The organism is Acinetobacter uliginosus, from assembly GCF_044130295.1.
Classification (GTDB): Bacteria; Pseudomonadota; Gammaproteobacteria; order Pseudomonadales; family Moraxellaceae; genus Acinetobacter.
In genome coordinates this window covers 43,064-59,061 of sequence record NZ_JBIQOC010000001.1, presented here as the reverse complement: position 1 = coordinate 59,061, position 15,998 = coordinate 43,064, and the positions used below count along the sequence as shown (strand labels likewise).

At 42.9% G+C, this 15,998-nt stretch carries 16 protein-coding genes; 5 read left to right on the top strand and 11 right to left on the bottom strand.

Annotated features, from left to right (window positions below; all coding sequences use genetic code 11):
• Window positions 1–413 precede the first annotated feature (413 nt).
• The 3 genes from ACE01T_RS00280 to ACE01T_RS00270 form a co-directional block, all read right to left on the bottom strand.
• On the bottom strand, window positions 414–1,346 hold the full coding sequence (locus ACE01T_RS00280; protein WP_180081921.1) for an electron transfer flavoprotein subunit alpha/FixB family protein: 933 nt from the start codon (window positions 1,344–1,346) through the stop codon (window positions 414–416).
• Between the two features lie 18 nt (window positions 1,347–1,364).
• A complete protein-coding gene (locus tag ACE01T_RS00275; protein ID WP_166167339.1) occupies window positions 1,365–2,117 on the bottom strand; it encodes an electron transfer flavoprotein subunit beta/FixA family protein in 753 nt (250 codons plus the stop codon).
• 501 nt (window positions 2,118–2,618) lie between these two features.
• Entirely contained in the window at window positions 2,619–3,224 is a 606-nt protein-coding gene (locus ACE01T_RS00270; RefSeq protein ID WP_300042832.1) for a LysE family translocator, read from the bottom strand.
• Between the two features lie 113 nt (window positions 3,225–3,337).
• On the opposite strand from ACE01T_RS00270, the gene ACE01T_RS00265 reads away from it, so the two are divergent.
• Window positions 3,338–3,832: an Lrp/AsnC family transcriptional regulator gene (locus ACE01T_RS00265; protein WP_180081915.1), complete on the top strand. Its 495-nt coding sequence runs from the start codon at window positions 3,338–3,340 to the stop codon at window positions 3,830–3,832.
• Window positions 3,833–4,028: 196 nt separating this feature from the next.
• On the opposite strand, the gene ACE01T_RS00260 is transcribed toward ACE01T_RS00265, so the two are convergent.
• The 7 genes from ACE01T_RS00260 to ACE01T_RS00230 form a co-directional block, all read right to left on the bottom strand.
• Window positions 4,029–4,415 (bottom strand): hypothetical protein, encoded by a 387-nt coding sequence (locus tag ACE01T_RS00260; RefSeq protein WP_180081913.1) that lies wholly within the window; start codon window positions 4,413–4,415, stop codon window positions 4,029–4,031.
• A 271-nt stretch (window positions 4,416–4,686) separates the two neighbouring features.
• Window positions 4,687–5,580, bottom strand: coding sequence for a site-specific tyrosine recombinase/integron integrase (xerA, locus tag ACE01T_RS00255; RefSeq protein WP_180081927.1), 894 nt, complete (start codon window positions 5,578–5,580; stop codon window positions 4,687–4,689).
• A gap of 35 nt (window positions 5,581–5,615) precedes the next feature.
• Entirely contained in the window at window positions 5,616–6,239 is a 624-nt protein-coding gene (locus ACE01T_RS00250) for an alpha/beta fold hydrolase (RefSeq protein WP_180081911.1), read from the bottom strand.
• Window positions 6,240–6,344: 105 nt separating this feature from the next.
• Window positions 6,345–7,187: a diaminopimelate epimerase gene (gene dapF, locus ACE01T_RS00245; protein ID WP_086196219.1), complete on the bottom strand. Its 843-nt coding sequence runs from the start codon at window positions 7,185–7,187 to the stop codon at window positions 6,345–6,347.
• Window positions 7,188–7,201: 14 nt separating this feature from the next.
• The gene (gene lysA, locus ACE01T_RS00240; protein WP_180043192.1) at window positions 7,202–8,446 is read right to left on the bottom strand and encodes a diaminopimelate decarboxylase; all 1,245 of its coding nucleotides are present in this window, start codon (window positions 8,444–8,446) and stop codon (window positions 7,202–7,204) included.
• A 38-nt stretch (window positions 8,447–8,484) separates the two neighbouring features.
• Window positions 8,485–8,706, bottom strand: coding sequence for an LPS translocon maturation chaperone LptM (gene lptM, locus ACE01T_RS00235; RefSeq protein ID WP_180043191.1), 222 nt, complete (start codon window positions 8,704–8,706; stop codon window positions 8,485–8,487).
• A gap of 134 nt (window positions 8,707–8,840) precedes the next feature.
• Window positions 8,841–10,244 carry an amino acid permease gene (locus ACE01T_RS00230; protein ID WP_200222857.1) on the bottom strand — a complete coding sequence of 468 codons (1,404 nt, stop codon included), beginning with the start codon at window positions 10,242–10,244 and terminating at the stop codon, window positions 8,841–8,843.
• Between the two features lie 284 nt (window positions 10,245–10,528).
• Between ACE01T_RS00230 and radA the strand changes: the two genes are divergently transcribed.
• The 3 genes from radA (at window position 10,529) to ACE01T_RS00215 (ending at window position 13,650) form a co-directional block, all read left to right on the top strand.
• A complete protein-coding gene (gene radA / locus ACE01T_RS00225; RefSeq protein WP_166167359.1) occupies window positions 10,529–11,920 on the top strand; it encodes a DNA repair protein RadA in 1,392 nt (463 codons plus the stop codon).
• Between the two features lie 113 nt (window positions 11,921–12,033).
• Window positions 12,034–12,996 (top strand): Tim44 domain-containing protein, encoded by a 963-nt coding sequence (locus ACE01T_RS00220; protein ID WP_395518528.1) that lies wholly within the window; start codon window positions 12,034–12,036, stop codon window positions 12,994–12,996.
• Window positions 12,997–13,134: 138 nt separating this feature from the next.
• A complete protein-coding gene (locus ACE01T_RS00215; protein ID WP_395518527.1) occupies window positions 13,135–13,650 on the top strand; it encodes a tetratricopeptide repeat protein in 516 nt (171 codons plus the stop codon).
• A gap of 57 nt (window positions 13,651–13,707) precedes the next feature.
• On the opposite strand, the gene ACE01T_RS00210 is transcribed toward ACE01T_RS00215, so the two are convergent.
• Window positions 13,708–14,232 carry a cysteine peptidase family C39 domain-containing protein gene (locus ACE01T_RS00210; RefSeq protein WP_395518526.1) on the bottom strand — a complete coding sequence of 175 codons (525 nt, stop codon included), beginning with the start codon at window positions 14,230–14,232 and terminating at the stop codon, window positions 13,708–13,710.
• Window positions 14,233–14,453: 221 nt separating this feature from the next.
• Here ACE01T_RS00210 and ahcY point away from each other — a divergent pair, with 221 nt between their 5' ends.
• Window positions 14,454–15,836: an adenosylhomocysteinase gene (ahcY, locus tag ACE01T_RS00205; protein WP_166167372.1), complete on the top strand. Its 1,383-nt coding sequence runs from the start codon at window positions 14,454–14,456 to the stop codon at window positions 15,834–15,836.
• The last annotated feature ends 162 nt before the right edge of the window (window positions 15,837–15,998 follow it).

The window sequence follows — 15,998 nt, the reverse complement described above, 5'->3', positions numbered from 1 at the left end:
GTTGTTTTTGTGCCATATCTCTTATCTTAATCTTGTTAATTTTCTATAATTTATCGTTTATTTTTTAGGCACTTTCATTTGTCGGGATTTTATGTGAATTCGTTCATTTTATTCAGTGTCTAGCTGCAAATTTTAGCGCTCAATGTTCGGGCGGTTTATTCAGTTAAAATAGTCTTTTCACCTTTAAAAAAATATAAATCGATTAAATACAGGCTCTCCCCTAGCTACACAAATACATTAAACCTGTATCACCTTGTACCACCATAAAAGATGTACATTCGTTTGCTGCCCCTGCAATGCTATCTATTGAGTCAGAATAGCCACATTCTCCCCCTAGAAATAGATAAGCTACGAACATCTAGGCATAAAAAAACGCTCCTTGCGGAGCGTTTTTTGAAGCATGTAGTGCTGAATTAGATTTTAGAAACCAATTCCGGAACTACAGTGTTCAAGTCACCCACTAACCAGTAGTCAGCTACTGCGTTAATTGGCGCTTCTTCATCTTTGTTGATCGCAACAATCACTTTAGACTCTTTCATACCCGCCAAGTGCTGGATTGCACCAGAAATACCAACAGCGATGTATAGCTCAGGCGCAACGATTTTACCCGTTTGACCGACTTGCATGTCGTTAGGAACGAAGCCGGCATCAACTGCAGCACGTGAAGCACCTTGAGCAGCGCCAAGTTTATCCGCTAATGGATCCAGGATTTTGTGATAGTTTTCACCTGAACCCACACCACGACCACCAGAAACCACGATGCGTGCAGCGGTTAATTCTGGACGTTCAGATTTCACAATTTCTTCTGAGATGAATTTAGAAAGACCCGCATCGCCAGTAGACGCAGCAGCTTCAACGCTAGCCGCACCACCATCGCTTGCTACAGCATCAAATGCTGTACCACGAACGGTAGCAACAACAACAGACTCACCAGACTCTACGGTTGCAATTGCGTTACCTGCATAGATTGGACGTTTGAAAGTTTTAGGACCTTCAACAGCGATAATATCAGTGATCATGCTCACATCAAGAAGCGCAGCTGCACGTGGCAGAATGTTTTTACCCGTTGTGGTAGAAGCAGCAAGGATATGGGTATAGCCTTTGCCCAATTCAGCAACAAGTTTAGCCACATTTTCAGCCAACTGGTTTGCATAAGCAGCGTCGTCAGCAAGTAATACTTTGCTTACACCTGCAACTTTAGCTGCCTGGTCAGCAACAGCTTGCGCGTTCGAGCCAGCTACCAATACAGTGATATCACCACCGATTTTTTGCGCCGCAGCAACAACGTTTAAAGTAGCAGCGTTTAATGCTTTGTTGTCGTGCTCAGCGATAACTAAAATACTCATGATTTTTATCCTTCTGTATTAGATCACTTTCGCTTCATTTTTCAATTTTTCTACAAGCTCGTCTACAGACTTCACTTGTACGCCCGCTTTACGTTCAGCAGGAGCTTCAACTTTCACTGTTTTCAGTTTAGTTGTCGCAGTTACACCGAAATCTGCAGGAGACTTGGTATCAAGCGGTTTTTTACGCGCTTTCATGATGTTTGGCAGAGCTGCATAACGTGGCTCGTTCAAACGTAAGTCAGTGGTGATAATTGCTGGAAGTGCAAGTTCAACAGTTTGCAAACCACCGTCGATTTCACGAGTGACTTGTACTTTGTCGCCTTCAACTTTCACTTCAGAAGCGAATGTACCTTGACCTGCGCCAAGTAGAGCACCAAGCATCTGACCCACCTGGTTAGAGTCGTCATCAATGGCCTGTTTACCAAGAAGGATTAATTGTGGTTGTTCAGCGTCAACAACACCTTTCAGGATTTTAGCCACTTCCAAAGCACCGAGCTGGCTGTCATCAGCTTCAACCAGGATACCGCGGTCAGCACCAAGTGCCATTGAAGAACGGATTTGTTCTTGCGCTTCTTTAGGACCGATAGCAACAACAACGATTTCTGAAACAGTTCCTTTTTCTTTTAAACGAACCGCTTCTTCCACTGCGATTTCACAGAATGGGTTAATTGACATTTTAACGTTTGTTAAGTCAACACCACTGTTGTCCGGTTTAACGCGAACTTTAACGTTGGCATCAACCACACGTTTTACAGCAACAAGAGCCTTCATGTAATCCTCGGCTGTTTTAGCAAATGTAAATATTGAGAAAAGTTATAATAACTCTTCACTTAAATTTTTTTAGGTGCCCTATCTTGCAATGTGTACGGCATTTGGGTCAAGTCACAATTATCGAAACAGCTGTAAAAAAGCATCATTTTCCTTGAACTTGGCGTTCATATTTTTTTCACACACTTTTATTAAGATGAAATTCCTGAATATTTATTTATTTTTTAAGCATTGATTTTTAGTATTTTTTTATCTGATTAACTTCATCAAAAGTTCTGATTTAATGCTTGTTTTCGATCAGTTTCTGGCGAGTCTGGCACACATAGCCGACAGAACAGCCAAAGTAATGAATTGTCATTTAAGACAGATTCCGCTAAATTTTTCAGTCTGTTTGCCCTAAAATTGAGCTATTTTTTAAGTTAAATATGTAACAAATTACCTTTTCGGCTCAACACCCTTCCATACAGGCAAGCACGCCATAACAGCATACTTGCTTGACATTTATCAGTTCATGATCAGCCAGGTTGCAGCCAGCATTAACAAGCCACCTGAAGCGCCATCAATCCATTTCTGTTTACGTTCATCAATATGGGTTTTTTGGGTCACTTTGGCAAAAATCACACTCAAACTGCCATATACCACAAAGATGAGTCCAATAAAGATCAAGGACAGGATTAAACCCTGATTCACCATATTCCCAGCTTTATCAATAAATTGCGGTAAAATTGCAAAATAGATCAGCATACCTTTGGGGTTCAATAGCGCAGTAAAGAAACCTTTTTTAATGGGACTGGATGATGATTTTCTCTCGATGATGAATTTATTGTCACTGAACACCGACTTAATCAAACTCGTAGCCAAGAACAATAGATAAGCGATCCCGAGCCAGCGAATGCTTTCAAATAACACCGGGAACGAGACTATAAGGGCTGTAATGCCCAAAGCCATCAAAACAGAATGGACCAAATAGCCCAGGCAAATCCCTATAGTTGCCAGCATGCCTGCTTTTGCATCTTTTCCCATTACTTGAGACAGGATAAACAGCATATCTGGTCCAGGGGTGAAAATAAGCGGAATAACCGTTAAGGCAAACAGTACAAATACAGACATTTTCTTTTCCCTTTCCATGTCTTGAAAGTGAAAATCAGTATCGAACAAATAGTACAAAATAGGATTTCAAATATTCTATAATTATGATTATCCTCCGAATTATATTCTAATTTATGAAACTATCTTCTAAATCTGTTTCAGTAAAACTAGATCGTATTGATAAAAATATCATTCGTGCCTTGCAGAATAATGGCCGTATGCAAAATAACGATCTGGCCCGCGAAATTGGACTGTCGCCATCATCGTGTCTGCGTCGGGTGAAATTACTGGAAGAAGCAGGCGTAATTCAAAATTACACCACAGTGGTAGACCCGCAAAAAATTGGCTTGCAGCTGATATTATTTTCACGAATTTGGTTAACCGGACAGGATGCTGAAACCATCGATACCTTCATTGAAGCCATGAAAGAGCTTCCTCAAGTGATGGAATGCTATATCATTTTAGGGGAATGCGATGCCATGCTGAAAGTGGTCGTGCCCGATCTGGAAAGTTACCGTAAATTTCAGTCGGCGCATCTCACCAAGAAAAACGGCATAACCAGTGTAAAAACGGATTTACCCAGTCAAATTATTAAACAGAGTTTCCAGTTACCGCTCGATAATCTTTAGGCACGTTCATAATTTTTCAGTATGTTAAAAATTGCCGTGCAAATAAATCTGTTATTGCTTAGATTGAAAATTGAAGTGCAGCAACAAGAACTTACTTAGCTTTGAGCTTGATAACCTTATAAAACTTTAGGGCTACATCAATGATATCGCATGAAATCAGGTAGCCCTTGATCAAGTCTGCAAATTAAAAGGCTGCTTATACAGGCTGACTTTGTAAAAAGTCACGATGGATGTGGCTTAAATCAATTAAATCATAAGCCTGAAGATTAAATATTTTCCAGACTGCTAAAAAGTCTTCTTTTAAATCTACATTTGATGTTGCAATGGGACGTTCCTGCCATTGCAGGTCTGAAATCCACAGATAGGTTTGTTGGGTCACATCATTAATGGCTTGTACCTTACCTTCTGCATTGATGCCCTGGACATGCGCACCTGCAGGTAAAACCGGTTCGATATTAGGCAAACTTATTTCGACAAAATGTTTAACTTGACGAAGGCCATAACCTGCAAAAATTTCTTTTTGCGCAGCCGTTAACTGGTCATATTTCTCTAAAATATCTGCAATCATTGTTTCGCCTATCATTTTCCTTTCCAATATTTAACTGACCAGTAGTGAAAGCATACATAATTTCATCGCTATACATGATTCATGCGATTCACTGTATGGTTAGAGGTGATTCTTATACCTTATAAATTGACTTTTTATTATCCGACAATAGTTCAAAATGTCATCTTTATGCCCTGATATTTTTTCATACGCTTATTTAACTTTAATGAACTCCGGTGACTGCTGCTAAAATAATTAAGCAAAGTCCGGACCAGATTGATTCAAATTTTAACATTATTTAATATTGTTACGACTTTTTAACTTGCGCTCGCGGATGTGCCTGATCATACACCTGAGCCAAATGATCAAAATCAACATGGGTATAAATTTGTGTAGTAGTCAAATTGCTATGTCCCAGCATTTCCTGTACCGCACGTAAATCCCGGCTGTTGGATAGCATATGACTGGCAAAGCAATGACGTAACAAATGTGGATGCAAATCAACATTTACCCCGGCACGCAGGGCTTGCAGTTTCACCCGGTTTTCAATTTGCCGCGCACCCAGCGGATTGCCCTTTTGGGTAATAAACACATGAGCATCCGGGACAAAATCACCGTGCCATAATGGATAGACTTGCAGCCACTTCATTACTGCATCTCGAGCCTTACTGCCAAAAGGCACCACCCGGGTTTTATTGCCTTTACCGGTAATACGTAACAGCTGACGGTTAAAATCGATATCTTTAATCCGCAAACCTTGCACTTCAGCCAGACGTAAACCACTGGAATACAATAGTTCTAAAATGGCTTTATCCCGTAGCCACATTTGTTGCTGTGCTTCGGTTTCAGGTGCTGGCTGATCCAGAATCTGGTTCACGGTTTCAATATCGACCATGCCCGGAAGCGGTCTGGGAATACGTTTTAACTGAAAATCATCCGCCGGATTAAACGCCAGATACTGCCCCTGCTCGGCCCATTTCATAAATTGGCGTATGGATGAGAGCATCCGCTGTAAACTGCTGGAACTTAAGCCTTGCTGTTCCACTTTATGGGCCAAATATTCACGCAGATCTGTAGTTTCGATATTGGCCAGATCCAGTTTTTTAGCTTCACAAAAGTTTAAAAAATCGGAAACGTCGCGTTCATAAGCCTGCAAGGTATGTCTGGACTGATTTTGAATTTCACGTTCTTTGAGCCACATTGCGAGCAGTTCAGTTGTGTTTGTTTGTAATGACATTAACTATCCCTTGCTCTGCTTTCCAGTGAATTTAAAAAATCAGAGACCCACGCTGCTGTCTCTGTAGCGTGCTGCGCAGCAAATAAATGATCTCCACCCTGAATAACCTGAAACGATGAGTCTTTTAATGTCTGATGTAAATACTGCCCAACAGCCACAGGGCTGATGGGATCGGCATCTCCCCATAGCAGTAATGTTTTTTGCTGAATGGCTGAAAGTTGAGAGGAATAATCCAACTGTACAGTAGAAAACCAGTCCGGGTAATTCAGGAACTGGTTTTTATAGGCCGTGCGCCAATCCTCGACTTCAAATGGACTTAAATCAATCCCGCCTGATGTCGCAATCAGTACCATAGCTTTAATTAAATTAGATTTTTTCAATGCAGCCTGTATGGCAAAAATTCCGCCCATCGACTGTGCAACCAGTACCGAATCTTGCTGAATCTGGTCCAGCACATAATCACTCAGACTATTAAAATCATATACTTCATTCTGCGCTGGTTCTTGACCGAACCCAGGATAGGCAATCACTTGCACTGTATAATCTGCTGACAGCAGTTCAATCAGTGGCTGCCAAAATTCAGTACTTCCAGATGCTCCTGGAAGAAAAATCAAATGCGTCATTTAAGCTCTAGACTAAAAGCAATAATTCGTACAGCATAACGCATTTACAAGCATAAAAAAGCACCATCATAGGGACAGTGCTTTTTTCATCAAAACATGAGTTTACTATTGGTAATAACTCAAATCGATACGACCCTGATAGACGTTTGCTGTTGGACCGGTCATCCACACCACATCACCTTCTTTCCATTCAATTTGCAGCTTGCCACCAGCCAGTTCAATTTCAACATTATTAGCCAACAGACCACGGCGCATACCGGAAACCGCAGCGGCACAGGCGCCTGTACCACAGGCTAAAGTTTCACCTACACCACGTTCAAATACACGCAGACGGGCATGTTTTTCATCAATAATTTGCATAAAACCGGCATTGACACGTTGCGGGAAACGCTCATGTGATTCTACTTGTGGTCCAATACGTGCGACATCTGCGGTAATCACATCGGGAACAATGGTCACTGCATGCGGATTGCCCATATTTACGACATCAATAGTCAGCTTTTCATTGTTGGCCAGCTCAATGTCATACAAATTTTCCGGTTCATCTGCCAAAAATGGAATTTCACTTGGCAAGAATTTAGGATAACCCATGTTCACACGAACCCAGCCATTCACACCCAGCTCAGGCTCTACAATACCGGCTTTGGTCTGCACTTTAATTTTGGTTTTGGTGGTGAGCTGACGCTCATGCACAAAACGTGCAAAACAGCGCACACCGTTTCCGCATTGCTCCACTTCAGAACCGTCGGCATTGAAAATACGATATTTAAAATCGACATTGGGTAAATCAGGTGGCTCAACAATTAGCAACTGGTCGAAACCAATGCCAAAGTGGCGATCTGCCAAACGTTGAATAGTGACAGTATCCAGGTAGGCACGCTGGCTGATCAGATCAACCACCATGAAGTCATTGCCCAGACCATGCATTTTGGTAAATTCTAAAAACATCTCAGACATCTCCATTATGGCAATAAGCGTTCACGTTCCCACAAAGATTCAATGCTTTCGCGCTCACGAATCAGATGTGCCTGATCACCATCCACCATCACTTCAGCAGCACGTCCGCGACTGTTATAGTTCGAGCTCATCACGAAACCGTAAGCACCCGCACCCAACACAGCCAGTACATCATTTTCTTTGATTGCCAGCTGACGCTCTTTACCCAGGAAATCACCGGTTTCACAAATCGCCCCGACGACATCCCACTCTTTCGCTTCAACGTCAGTACGTGGAATCACTTCCTGAATATCCATCCATGCTTCATACAAAGCAGGACGAATCAGGTCGTTCATCGCGGCATCAATAATGGCAAAGTTACGGTGATTGGTCGGTTTGAGCAAATCGACTTTAGTCAGTAACACACCGGCATTGGCAGAAATACTGCGACCCGGTTCCATATACACTTTTAGACCCAGCTTTTCCAAAGCTGGACGTAATGCATTGGCATATTCTTCTACAGATGGAGGCGTTTCATCTTTATAGGTCACGCCCAAACCGCCACCGATATCAATGTGTTTTAGATTGATACCTAATTCTTTAAGTTTCTCAATCATCACAATCACACGATCCAGCGCATCAACAAAAGGCTGGGTTTCAGTCAATTGTGAACCGATATGACAGTCAATTCCCACAACATCCAGGTTTGGCAACGATGCAGCATATTGATAGGTTTCAAATACCGTATCGGAAGGAATACCGAATTTGTTTTCTTTTAAACCGGTTGAAATGTAGGGATGAGTTTTGGCATCGACATCCGGATTGACACGCAAGGAAATTGGGGCTTTTTTACCTAAGCTTGCTGCCACTTTTTGAATACGGTCCAGCTCAGCATAAGACTCGACATTAAAACATGCAATGCCTACTTCTAGCGCTTTTTGGATATCCGCTTCAGATTTACCTAAACCCGAGAATACAATTTTAGAAGCATCACCACCCGCCTTAAGCACACGCGCCAGTTCACCACCAGTAACAATATCAAAGCCCGCGCCACGCTTGGCCAGTACATTCAACACCGCAAGGTTAGAGTTTGACTTTACCGCAAAACAAATTTGATGATCGATAAAGCTAAAAGCACGATCCATATCTAAATAATGCTTTTCAAAAGTCGCTTTTGAATAAACATAAAGTGGCGTGCCAAATTGCTGCGCAAGCTGTTGTAGAGAACATTGCTCGGCATGCAAAACCCCATTGATGCGGGTAAAACTCATGAATGTATCCTTTCGATGACGCGTTTAGATATTAAAAATTAATTCGTTGCAGCAGATGAAGCAGGAAGCTCTGGTGCTACTGGAGCGGCTTCTTGCTTATTTGAGGATTGCTGTTTTGAATCTACATTGGGATATAACAAATATTTTGCACGTTTGTTGTAATTCGGATCACTCGGTAGCTGCAAAGCTCCAGACTGACCACAACCGACTAAAGCAAAACCTGTCGCCAATAAACTGATGCAGCAAATGACAAGACGCATCTGACCACCTATTTGATATTTTCGAAGAAGTATAACCTGATCATGGGACATGACCAAAGCCCTAAACGCTAGAGATTATAGTGAGATAAAAAAAAACGCCAGTTTCAAACTGGCGTTTTCATTTTCTAGCCTGATTATTTATGTTTCGGTTTGTAGAAACCAAAGTAACCAATAATCAAAATAATGAACCAGATTGGGCTGACCATCAGCGCTTTCATGGTGTCTGCTTCTAAAGACAACACATAAATCATGCCAATAAAGAAGATGATTACCAACCAGCAGGTAAACAATCCACCAGGAAGTTTAAAGGTTGATTTGGCATGCAGTTCTGGACGTGTTTTGTAATACACGATATAGCTCCAGATAATCATCAGCCAGACACAGATAAACAGGATGGTTGAAAGTGTGGTTGCAAGAGTAAACGCTTCAACCGTATTCGGTACAAAGTACTGAAGTGCAGCACCGAGTAACAAACAGATTGCCGAGAAATACAGTGCATTGGCAGGCACAGCACGTTTATTTAAATGACCGAAGGCTTTAGGACCCTGCTCTTCACGTGACAGACCAAACAGCATACGGCTGGTCGAGAACACCCCACTGTTCATGGATGACATCACCGAAGATAACACCACCAAATTCATGATAATCGCTGCAGCAGCAATACCGGCCTGGCTAAACAGGTTGACGAATGGACTGATGTTCGGATCAATCTTGTTCCATGGCGTAACTGACATGACAATGACCAGTGCCAGCACATAGAAAATGATAATACGAATAGGGATCGAGTTGACTGCTTTAGGCAAGTTCTGTTCAGGATCTTTGGTTTCAGCTGCTGTGGTACCCACCAGTTCCACACCGACGAAGGCAAAGATGGCAATCTGGAAACCGGCCAAGAAACCCGTTACGCCTGTTGGAAATAAACCGCCATGTGACCAGAGATGAGTAAAGGAAGCGACTTCACCTGCGGTAGAAGAAAACCCGGTAAAGATCATCCACAGACCCACAGCAATCAATACGACAATGGCAATAATCTTGATTAAAGCAAACCAAAACTCTAATTCACCGAACAATTTAACGGTAACCAGATTCAGCCCCATAATAAACACAATGGCGGCAACACTGATCATAACCCCTTCACCAGGCGTAAACGGCAGCCCTCCGTTAAAGAACTGCAGGTAATAAATAATGGCCGACAAGTCAGCAATACCAATGGTGATCCAGCACAGCCAATAGGTCCAGCCGACAAAATAACCCGCCCATGGACCAATCAAATCGGTTGAAAAATCAATAAAAGACTTGTATTTCAGGTTAGACAGTAACAGTTCGCCAAGCGCACGCATGACCAAAAAAACCATAAAACCAATAATCATATAAATGATCAGAATGGATGGCCCGGCCAGGCTGATGGTTTTACCCGACCCCATGAACAAACCTGTACCAATAGCCCCGCCAATCGCAATAAGCTGCAAATGCCGATTCGACAGACTCCGCTGCAGTTCACCACCTTCATTCGGTGAACTATGATTCTCATTTGACATTGTTATTTTCGTCTCTCAATTTCGTGTGATAAAAGTAGCTCAAATTAAAAAAAATAAATAAAGTTTTTTGAGCGTTTGTTAAATATTTTTCAAGCTTGACTGTGTTTTTGTCGCTTTTTCACGCAATTTTGGTCCATTTTGTATTCCTTTTCTGTATTTCCCTTCAAGTTAGCAGTTTACGTGCCAAGATAAAGTTTGGCGAGAATTTATGCAAAAAATTGTATTTCCATACAGCTATTGCTACATTCTTCATCCGTCTTCTGATTTATATAGATACCACTCAAATGAGCAAAGTCAAAACTGTTTACCGTTGCGAACAATGTGGAACGGACCATCCGAAATGGGCGGGACAATGTTCAGAATGTGGTGAATGGAACAGCCTGCTCGAAGTCACTCTTGCACCCGCAACAACACACCGTGCCCAGCCGAAAATGGGCGGTGGCTATGCCGGTCAGGCTGCCAACATCACCACTCTGAATAAAGTTTCTGTTTCACATGAAACACGCTTGGCTACAGGGATAGGTGAATTTGACCGCGTTCTGGGCGGTGGTCTAGTCACCGGTTCTGTGGTGCTGATTGGCGGTGATCCCGGAATTGGTAAATCCACCATTCTTTTACAAACGGCGACCCATATGGCAGCTGCGCAGAGTTCTGCACTCTATGTGACTGGTGAAGAGTCGCTGTCGCAAGTCGCTTTGCGTGCCCATCGTCTGGAATTGCCGACTGAGCATCTTAAAGTCATGGCAGAAACCTGCGTGGAACGAATCTGCGAGGTGCTTGCGCAAGAACGCCCTGCTGTTGCCATTCTGGATTCGATTCAAACCTTATATACCGAAACATTACAGTCAGCACCGGGTGGTGTTTCGCAAATTCGTGAATCGGCGGCTTTACTGACCCGTTTTGCCAAAAATAGTGGCACAGCGCTGTTCATTGTGGGTCATGTGACCAAAGAAGGCGCATTGGCGGGACCCCGTGTACTGGAACACATGGTCGATTGTGTCCTGTATTTTGAAGGACAATCCGACTCACGTTACCGGATGATTCGCGCGGTAAAAAACCGTTTCGGGGCGGTCAATGAACTGGGCGTGTTTGGCATGACTGATAAAGGCTTACGTGAAGTCTCCAATCCTTCTGCCATTTTCTTAAGCCGTTATGATGAAGCGATTCCCGGTTCGATTGTGATGATCAGCCGTGAAGGCACCCGTCCCCTGTTGGTTGAAGTACAAGCTTTGGTGGATGATGCGCATGGCCAACCTCGTCGTGTGGCACTCGGTCTGGAACAAAACCGCCTGAACATGCTGCTGGCTGTCATGCACCGTCACGGCGGGGTGCAAACCTCTGGACAGGATGTGTATGTCAATGTTGTTGGCGGTTTAAAGATTACCGAAACCGGTTCGGATCTGGCCGTCCTTTTGGCTTGTGCTTCAAGCTTGCGTGGCAAAGCCTTACCACAACAACTGGCGGTATTTGGTGAAGTCGGACTGTCCGGTGAAATCCGTCCGGTGCCAAATGGTCAGGAACGTTTAAAAGAAGCCATTAAGCATGGTTTTAAATACATTATTTTACCACGTGGCAATGCGCCACAAAAACCGATTCCGAATGTACAGATCATTTCAGTAGCACGTTTGCATGAGGCCTTGACGGAGGCGATGAACTTAAGTGAAGAGTTGGCTTAAGCTTAAACATATGAAAGGTTATGTAAAAAAATCACCAATTTGATATTGAAATTCGGTGCAAATGACTGCATAACTATAAAGCTCTAATTTACTTTTTTATTTAGGAAAAATCGATGGAAGTTCGACAGCGTGGTTTGATGGCCGGTATTTTAATGGCAGCTATGGTGGTTGCACCAATGGCCGAAGCAAAACGTGCAGGTGGCGGTAAAAGCCATGGCATGAGCCGTTCTGCTGCTCCAACCCAGTCTTACCAACAACCGCGTCAAGCTACTCCTGTTCAACAACCTGTTGCCCCTGCCCAACAAAAATCGGGTTCAGGTGTAGGTAAAATGGTTGCTGCTGGTGTTGCTGGTGCTGCAGTTGGTGCAGTTGCAGCGAATGCTTTAGCAGATGACAAAGCCGGAAGTGAAGCACAAACGCAGCAAGAGGAAGAAAAAGGCGGAATTCCAGGCTGGATCTGGATTCTTCTGGCAGCAGCAGTCGCTTTCTTCTTGTTCCGTAAATTCGGAGCAAAAAAAAAATTAGCAGCTAATAATCCGTATGCACCAAACAATGCTGGAAATACAGCACCGTTTGGTCAGCAAAGTGCAGCACCACGTAGTTCAAATGACAGCACCAACATTTTTGGTCAGTCTGTAGGTGGTTCTGCAGGTGCAGCAACTCAAGCGCCTTTTGGTGCTGCTTCAACACAAAGCGGCAACCAGCTGCCAGATGGAACTGAGCCTGCTGCATTCCTGCGCGTAGCGCGTCAACGCTTCAACCATATTCAGTCTATGAATACAGCAAGCAACATTGCTGAAATTCAACGTTATTTAACCCCTGACCTGTATCAGTCGATGTATAACGACATTATGGCGAATCAGGATCAGGACGTTGCTGAATTCTCTAACCTGAATGCAATGGTGGTCGATTCTGCAACTGAAAATGGTCAATATGTGGTGAGCATACGTTTCACAGGTACAGTAAGTGAAGATTTGAACAGCTTGCCACAACCGTTTACTGAAATCTGGCACTTTGTAAAACCTGCCGGTTCTAATCAGGACTGGTTGGTTGCCGGTATTCAGCAAGAACACTGAGTGTTTGTGAACACCCTCTCGGTTAAAAGCACTGACATGAGTTGATGTTTTTAGTCACGATACGGTAAAAGCCAATCTTCGGATTGGCTTTTTTATTTCATTCCTTTTAGGCTATAGCAAAAGTTTCTGGATATAGGTATGTCTAACCGAATTTCTCCTCCTGCCTCGCTGATGAATTTAGCCATTACAGGAAATGCAAAAGCGCAATTTGAACTGGCTGAGTTGTATATGCAAAGCGCGCATGATGATGACATTATTCTTGCCGAAGAATGGGCGCTGAAAGCCGCAGAAAATGGCAATGTCGAAGCGATGTACTGGCTGGGTGAAGGTTATACCGTTTATGCCAAAGACTTGGCTGAAGAAGACCCGGAAGAATCCAAAGCACATTTTGAACTCGGCTATTACTGGCTGAGCAAAGCCAATATACAGAAACACCCTGCTGCGACTTTAGAATTGGCGGGTTATTTCCGTCGTGGCGATGTGATTGAAAAAGATGTCGCCAAATCTGTGTCTTTAGTCAAACAGGCTGCTGAATGGGGTGAAGTTCAAGCCATACGTGATTTGGCTTTTATCTATGAAAATGGTCTAGGCATAGAAACAGATGAAGAACAAGCAAATTACTGGACTGAAAAAGCAAAGGCTGCTGAAAAATAAATTAAAGATGAAAAAGCCTCTCAAATAAGGGGCTTTTGTTTTATACAATTTTAAATATTAACGCTCGATATCATCATTAATATCGACCACAATCACTTGTCTGCAAATCCCTTCTGCATTTCGTTGTTGTTCAAATATAGTCGCAGGCATCGCATCAAAACTGTCAAAGAAACAGATTTCATTTTCATTAACATCATAAACAAGGGAGTGATTACCCACGCCTTCTAAAGTGTCGTAATAGGCAATCACAAATTTATTTTGCTCAAATGCCTGTTGAATTTGCTGATAATTTAATGCAGGAAGAATAGGTAAATTCAGTTGCTCAGCTTCCTGATAACTAAGCTTTTCACTCTCCTGAAGATCAGGGTCAGGATCAGTATAAAACTGGACATGAAAACCAAACTTTTTCAGACCAACAGCTAAGCCGATGGTCGTCGTACCATTTTCACCATCATATCCACAGACCTCTACCAGCTGCTGAATATCGGCATCAATACCTAAATGTTGCAGCAGCATCCAAACTGCAAAAATTCCGCCATTTGCTTCCAGACGGGCTAATTCTTCAGGCATTTCTAAAGCCATAATAAAAGCTCAAAAATATAATTGTGTTGATAATAATCAATTTCAGATTGGAACAAAATCAATTTCCAAGTACAATACTTCGCTAGTCGAGGGATGCTGCGACGTTTTACAGGTACAAAATGTAAAAGCGCCAGGCTCGACGATCGGTCATCTGCTCAGATGAACCAACAACGGCATCCGCGAACTGAATGATCAATTTTTGTTTTTATAAGGAGATCGTGATGAACGCGGTTAATGCTTCATTTACAGATTATAAAGTTGCCGATATTTCCCTAGCTGACTACGGCCGTAAAGAAATCAAACTTGCTGAAGCAGAAATGCCAGCGCTGATCGGCTTACGTAAACGCTACTCAGCAGCAAAACCACTTGCAGGCGCGAAAATTCTCGGCTGTATTCACATGACCATTCAAACTGCAGTTTTAATTGAAACTTTAGTTGAATTGGGCGCTGAAGTTCGTTGGACTTCTTGCAACATCTTCTCTACTCAAGACCACGCTGCTGCTGCAATCGCTGCACGCGGTATTCCTGTTTTTGCCTGGAAAGGTGAAACTGAAGAAGAATACATGTGGTGTCTTGAACAGCAAATCAATGTTAATGGCAAGCCTTGGGATGCCAACATGATTCTGGACGATGGCGGTGACTTGACTGCTCTTGTTCACGAAAAATATCCTGAAGTGTTAGCGAAAATCCATGGTGTGACTGAAGAAACCACCACGGGTGTGCAACGTCTTTATGAAATGTTACGTGACGGCACTTTAAAAGTTCCTGCAATCAACGTAAATGACTCAGTAACCAAGTCTAAAAACGACAACAAATACGGTTGCCGCCATTCTCTAAACGATGCGATCAAACGCGGTACTGACATGTTGATGTCTGGTCGTCGTGCATTGGTGATTGGTTACGGTGACGTAGGTAAAGGTTCTGCTCAATCACTTCGTCAAGAAGGTATGATTGTTCGCGTAACCGAAATCGATCCAATCTGTGCGATGCAAGCATGTATGGACGGTTACGAAGTTGTATCTCCATACAAAAACGGCGTGCAAACAGGTAAAAAAGAAGACGTAAATGCGGATCTTCTTCAAAACACTGACTTGATCGTAACGACTACAGGTAACTACCACGTATGTGACGCTGCAATGTTAGATACATTAAAAGCAGGTGCAGTGGTGTGTAACATCGGTCACTTCGATACTGAAATCGATACCAACTACCTACGTGGCTACAAATGGGTTGAAGTTAAACCTCAAGTACACCAAGTGTATCGTTCAGAAAATGAAAACGATTATTTAATCCTTCTTTCTGAAGGTCGTTTAGTGAATCTGGGTAATGCGACTGGTCACCCATCACGTGTGATGGACGGTTCATTTGCCAATCAGGTATTGGCTCAAATGCACTTGTTTGCCGAAAAATTTGCTGATCTTCCTGAAGAGCAAAAACAGGCTGCGATTCGTGTAGAACTGCTTCCTAAGAAACTGGACGAAGAAGTTGCTGCGGCAATGGTTGCCGGTTTCGGCGGTGTCTTGACTCAATTGACTCAAGAACAGGCTGATTACCTTGGCGTACAAGTTGAAGGTCCATTCAAATCTGAGACTTATAAATACTAATACCCCTCACCCCATCCCTCTCCCTGAGCTTGTTTTAAGCATTGCTTTAAAACAAGTGCAAGAGAGGGTGAGCACCAGATTTATTTCCGATGGATGTTTAATTTCATCATATGAATAAATATGGCTTAAACCCTGCATAATTCAGTAATGAATTCTCCTCTC

Coding starts and splice junctions, on each gene's coding strand:
- ACE01T_RS00280 (WP_180081921.1), bottom strand. CDS start 1,346: ATGAGTATTTTAGTTATCGCTGAGCACGACAACAAAGCATTAAACGCT.
- ACE01T_RS00275 (WP_166167339.1), bottom strand. CDS start 2,117: ATGAAGGCTCTTGTTGCTGTAAAACGTGTGGTTGATGCCAACGTTAAA.
- ACE01T_RS00270 (WP_300042832.1), bottom strand. CDS start 3,224: ATGTCTGTATTTGTACTGTTTGCCTTAACGGTTATTCCGCTTATTTTC.
- ACE01T_RS00265 (WP_180081915.1), top strand. CDS start 3,338: ATGAAACTATCTTCTAAATCTGTTTCAGTAAAACTAGATCGTATTGAT.
- ACE01T_RS00260 (WP_180081913.1), bottom strand. CDS start 4,415: ATGATAGGCGAAACAATGATTGCAGATATTTTAGAGAAATATGACCAG.
- xerA (WP_180081927.1), bottom strand. CDS start 5,580: ATGTGGCTCAAAGAACGTGAAATTCAAAATCAGTCCAGACATACCTTG.
- ACE01T_RS00250 (WP_180081911.1), bottom strand. CDS start 6,239: ATGACGCATTTGATTTTTCTTCCAGGAGCATCTGGAAGTACTGAATTT.
- dapF (WP_086196219.1), bottom strand. CDS start 7,187: ATGTTTTTAGAATTTACCAAAATGCATGGTCTGGGCAATGACTTCATG.
- lysA (WP_180043192.1), bottom strand. CDS start 8,446: ATGAGTTTTACCCGCATCAATGGGGTTTTGCATGCCGAGCAATGTTCT.
- lptM (WP_180043191.1), bottom strand. CDS start 8,706: ATGCGTCTTGTCATTTGCTGCATCAGTTTATTGGCGACAGGTTTTGCT.
- ACE01T_RS00230 (WP_200222857.1), bottom strand. CDS start 10,244: ATGTCAAATGAGAATCATAGTTCACCGAATGAAGGTGGTGAACTGCAG.
- radA (WP_166167359.1), top strand. CDS start 10,529: ATGAGCAAAGTCAAAACTGTTTACCGTTGCGAACAATGTGGAACGGAC.
- ACE01T_RS00220 (WP_395518528.1), top strand. CDS start 12,034: ATGGAAGTTCGACAGCGTGGTTTGATGGCCGGTATTTTAATGGCAGCT.
- ACE01T_RS00215 (WP_395518527.1), top strand. CDS start 13,135: ATGTCTAACCGAATTTCTCCTCCTGCCTCGCTGATGAATTTAGCCATT.
- ACE01T_RS00210 (WP_395518526.1), bottom strand. CDS start 14,232: ATGGCTTTAGAAATGCCTGAAGAATTAGCCCGTCTGGAAGCAAATGGC.
- ahcY (WP_166167372.1), top strand. CDS start 14,454: ATGAACGCGGTTAATGCTTCATTTACAGATTATAAAGTTGCCGATATT.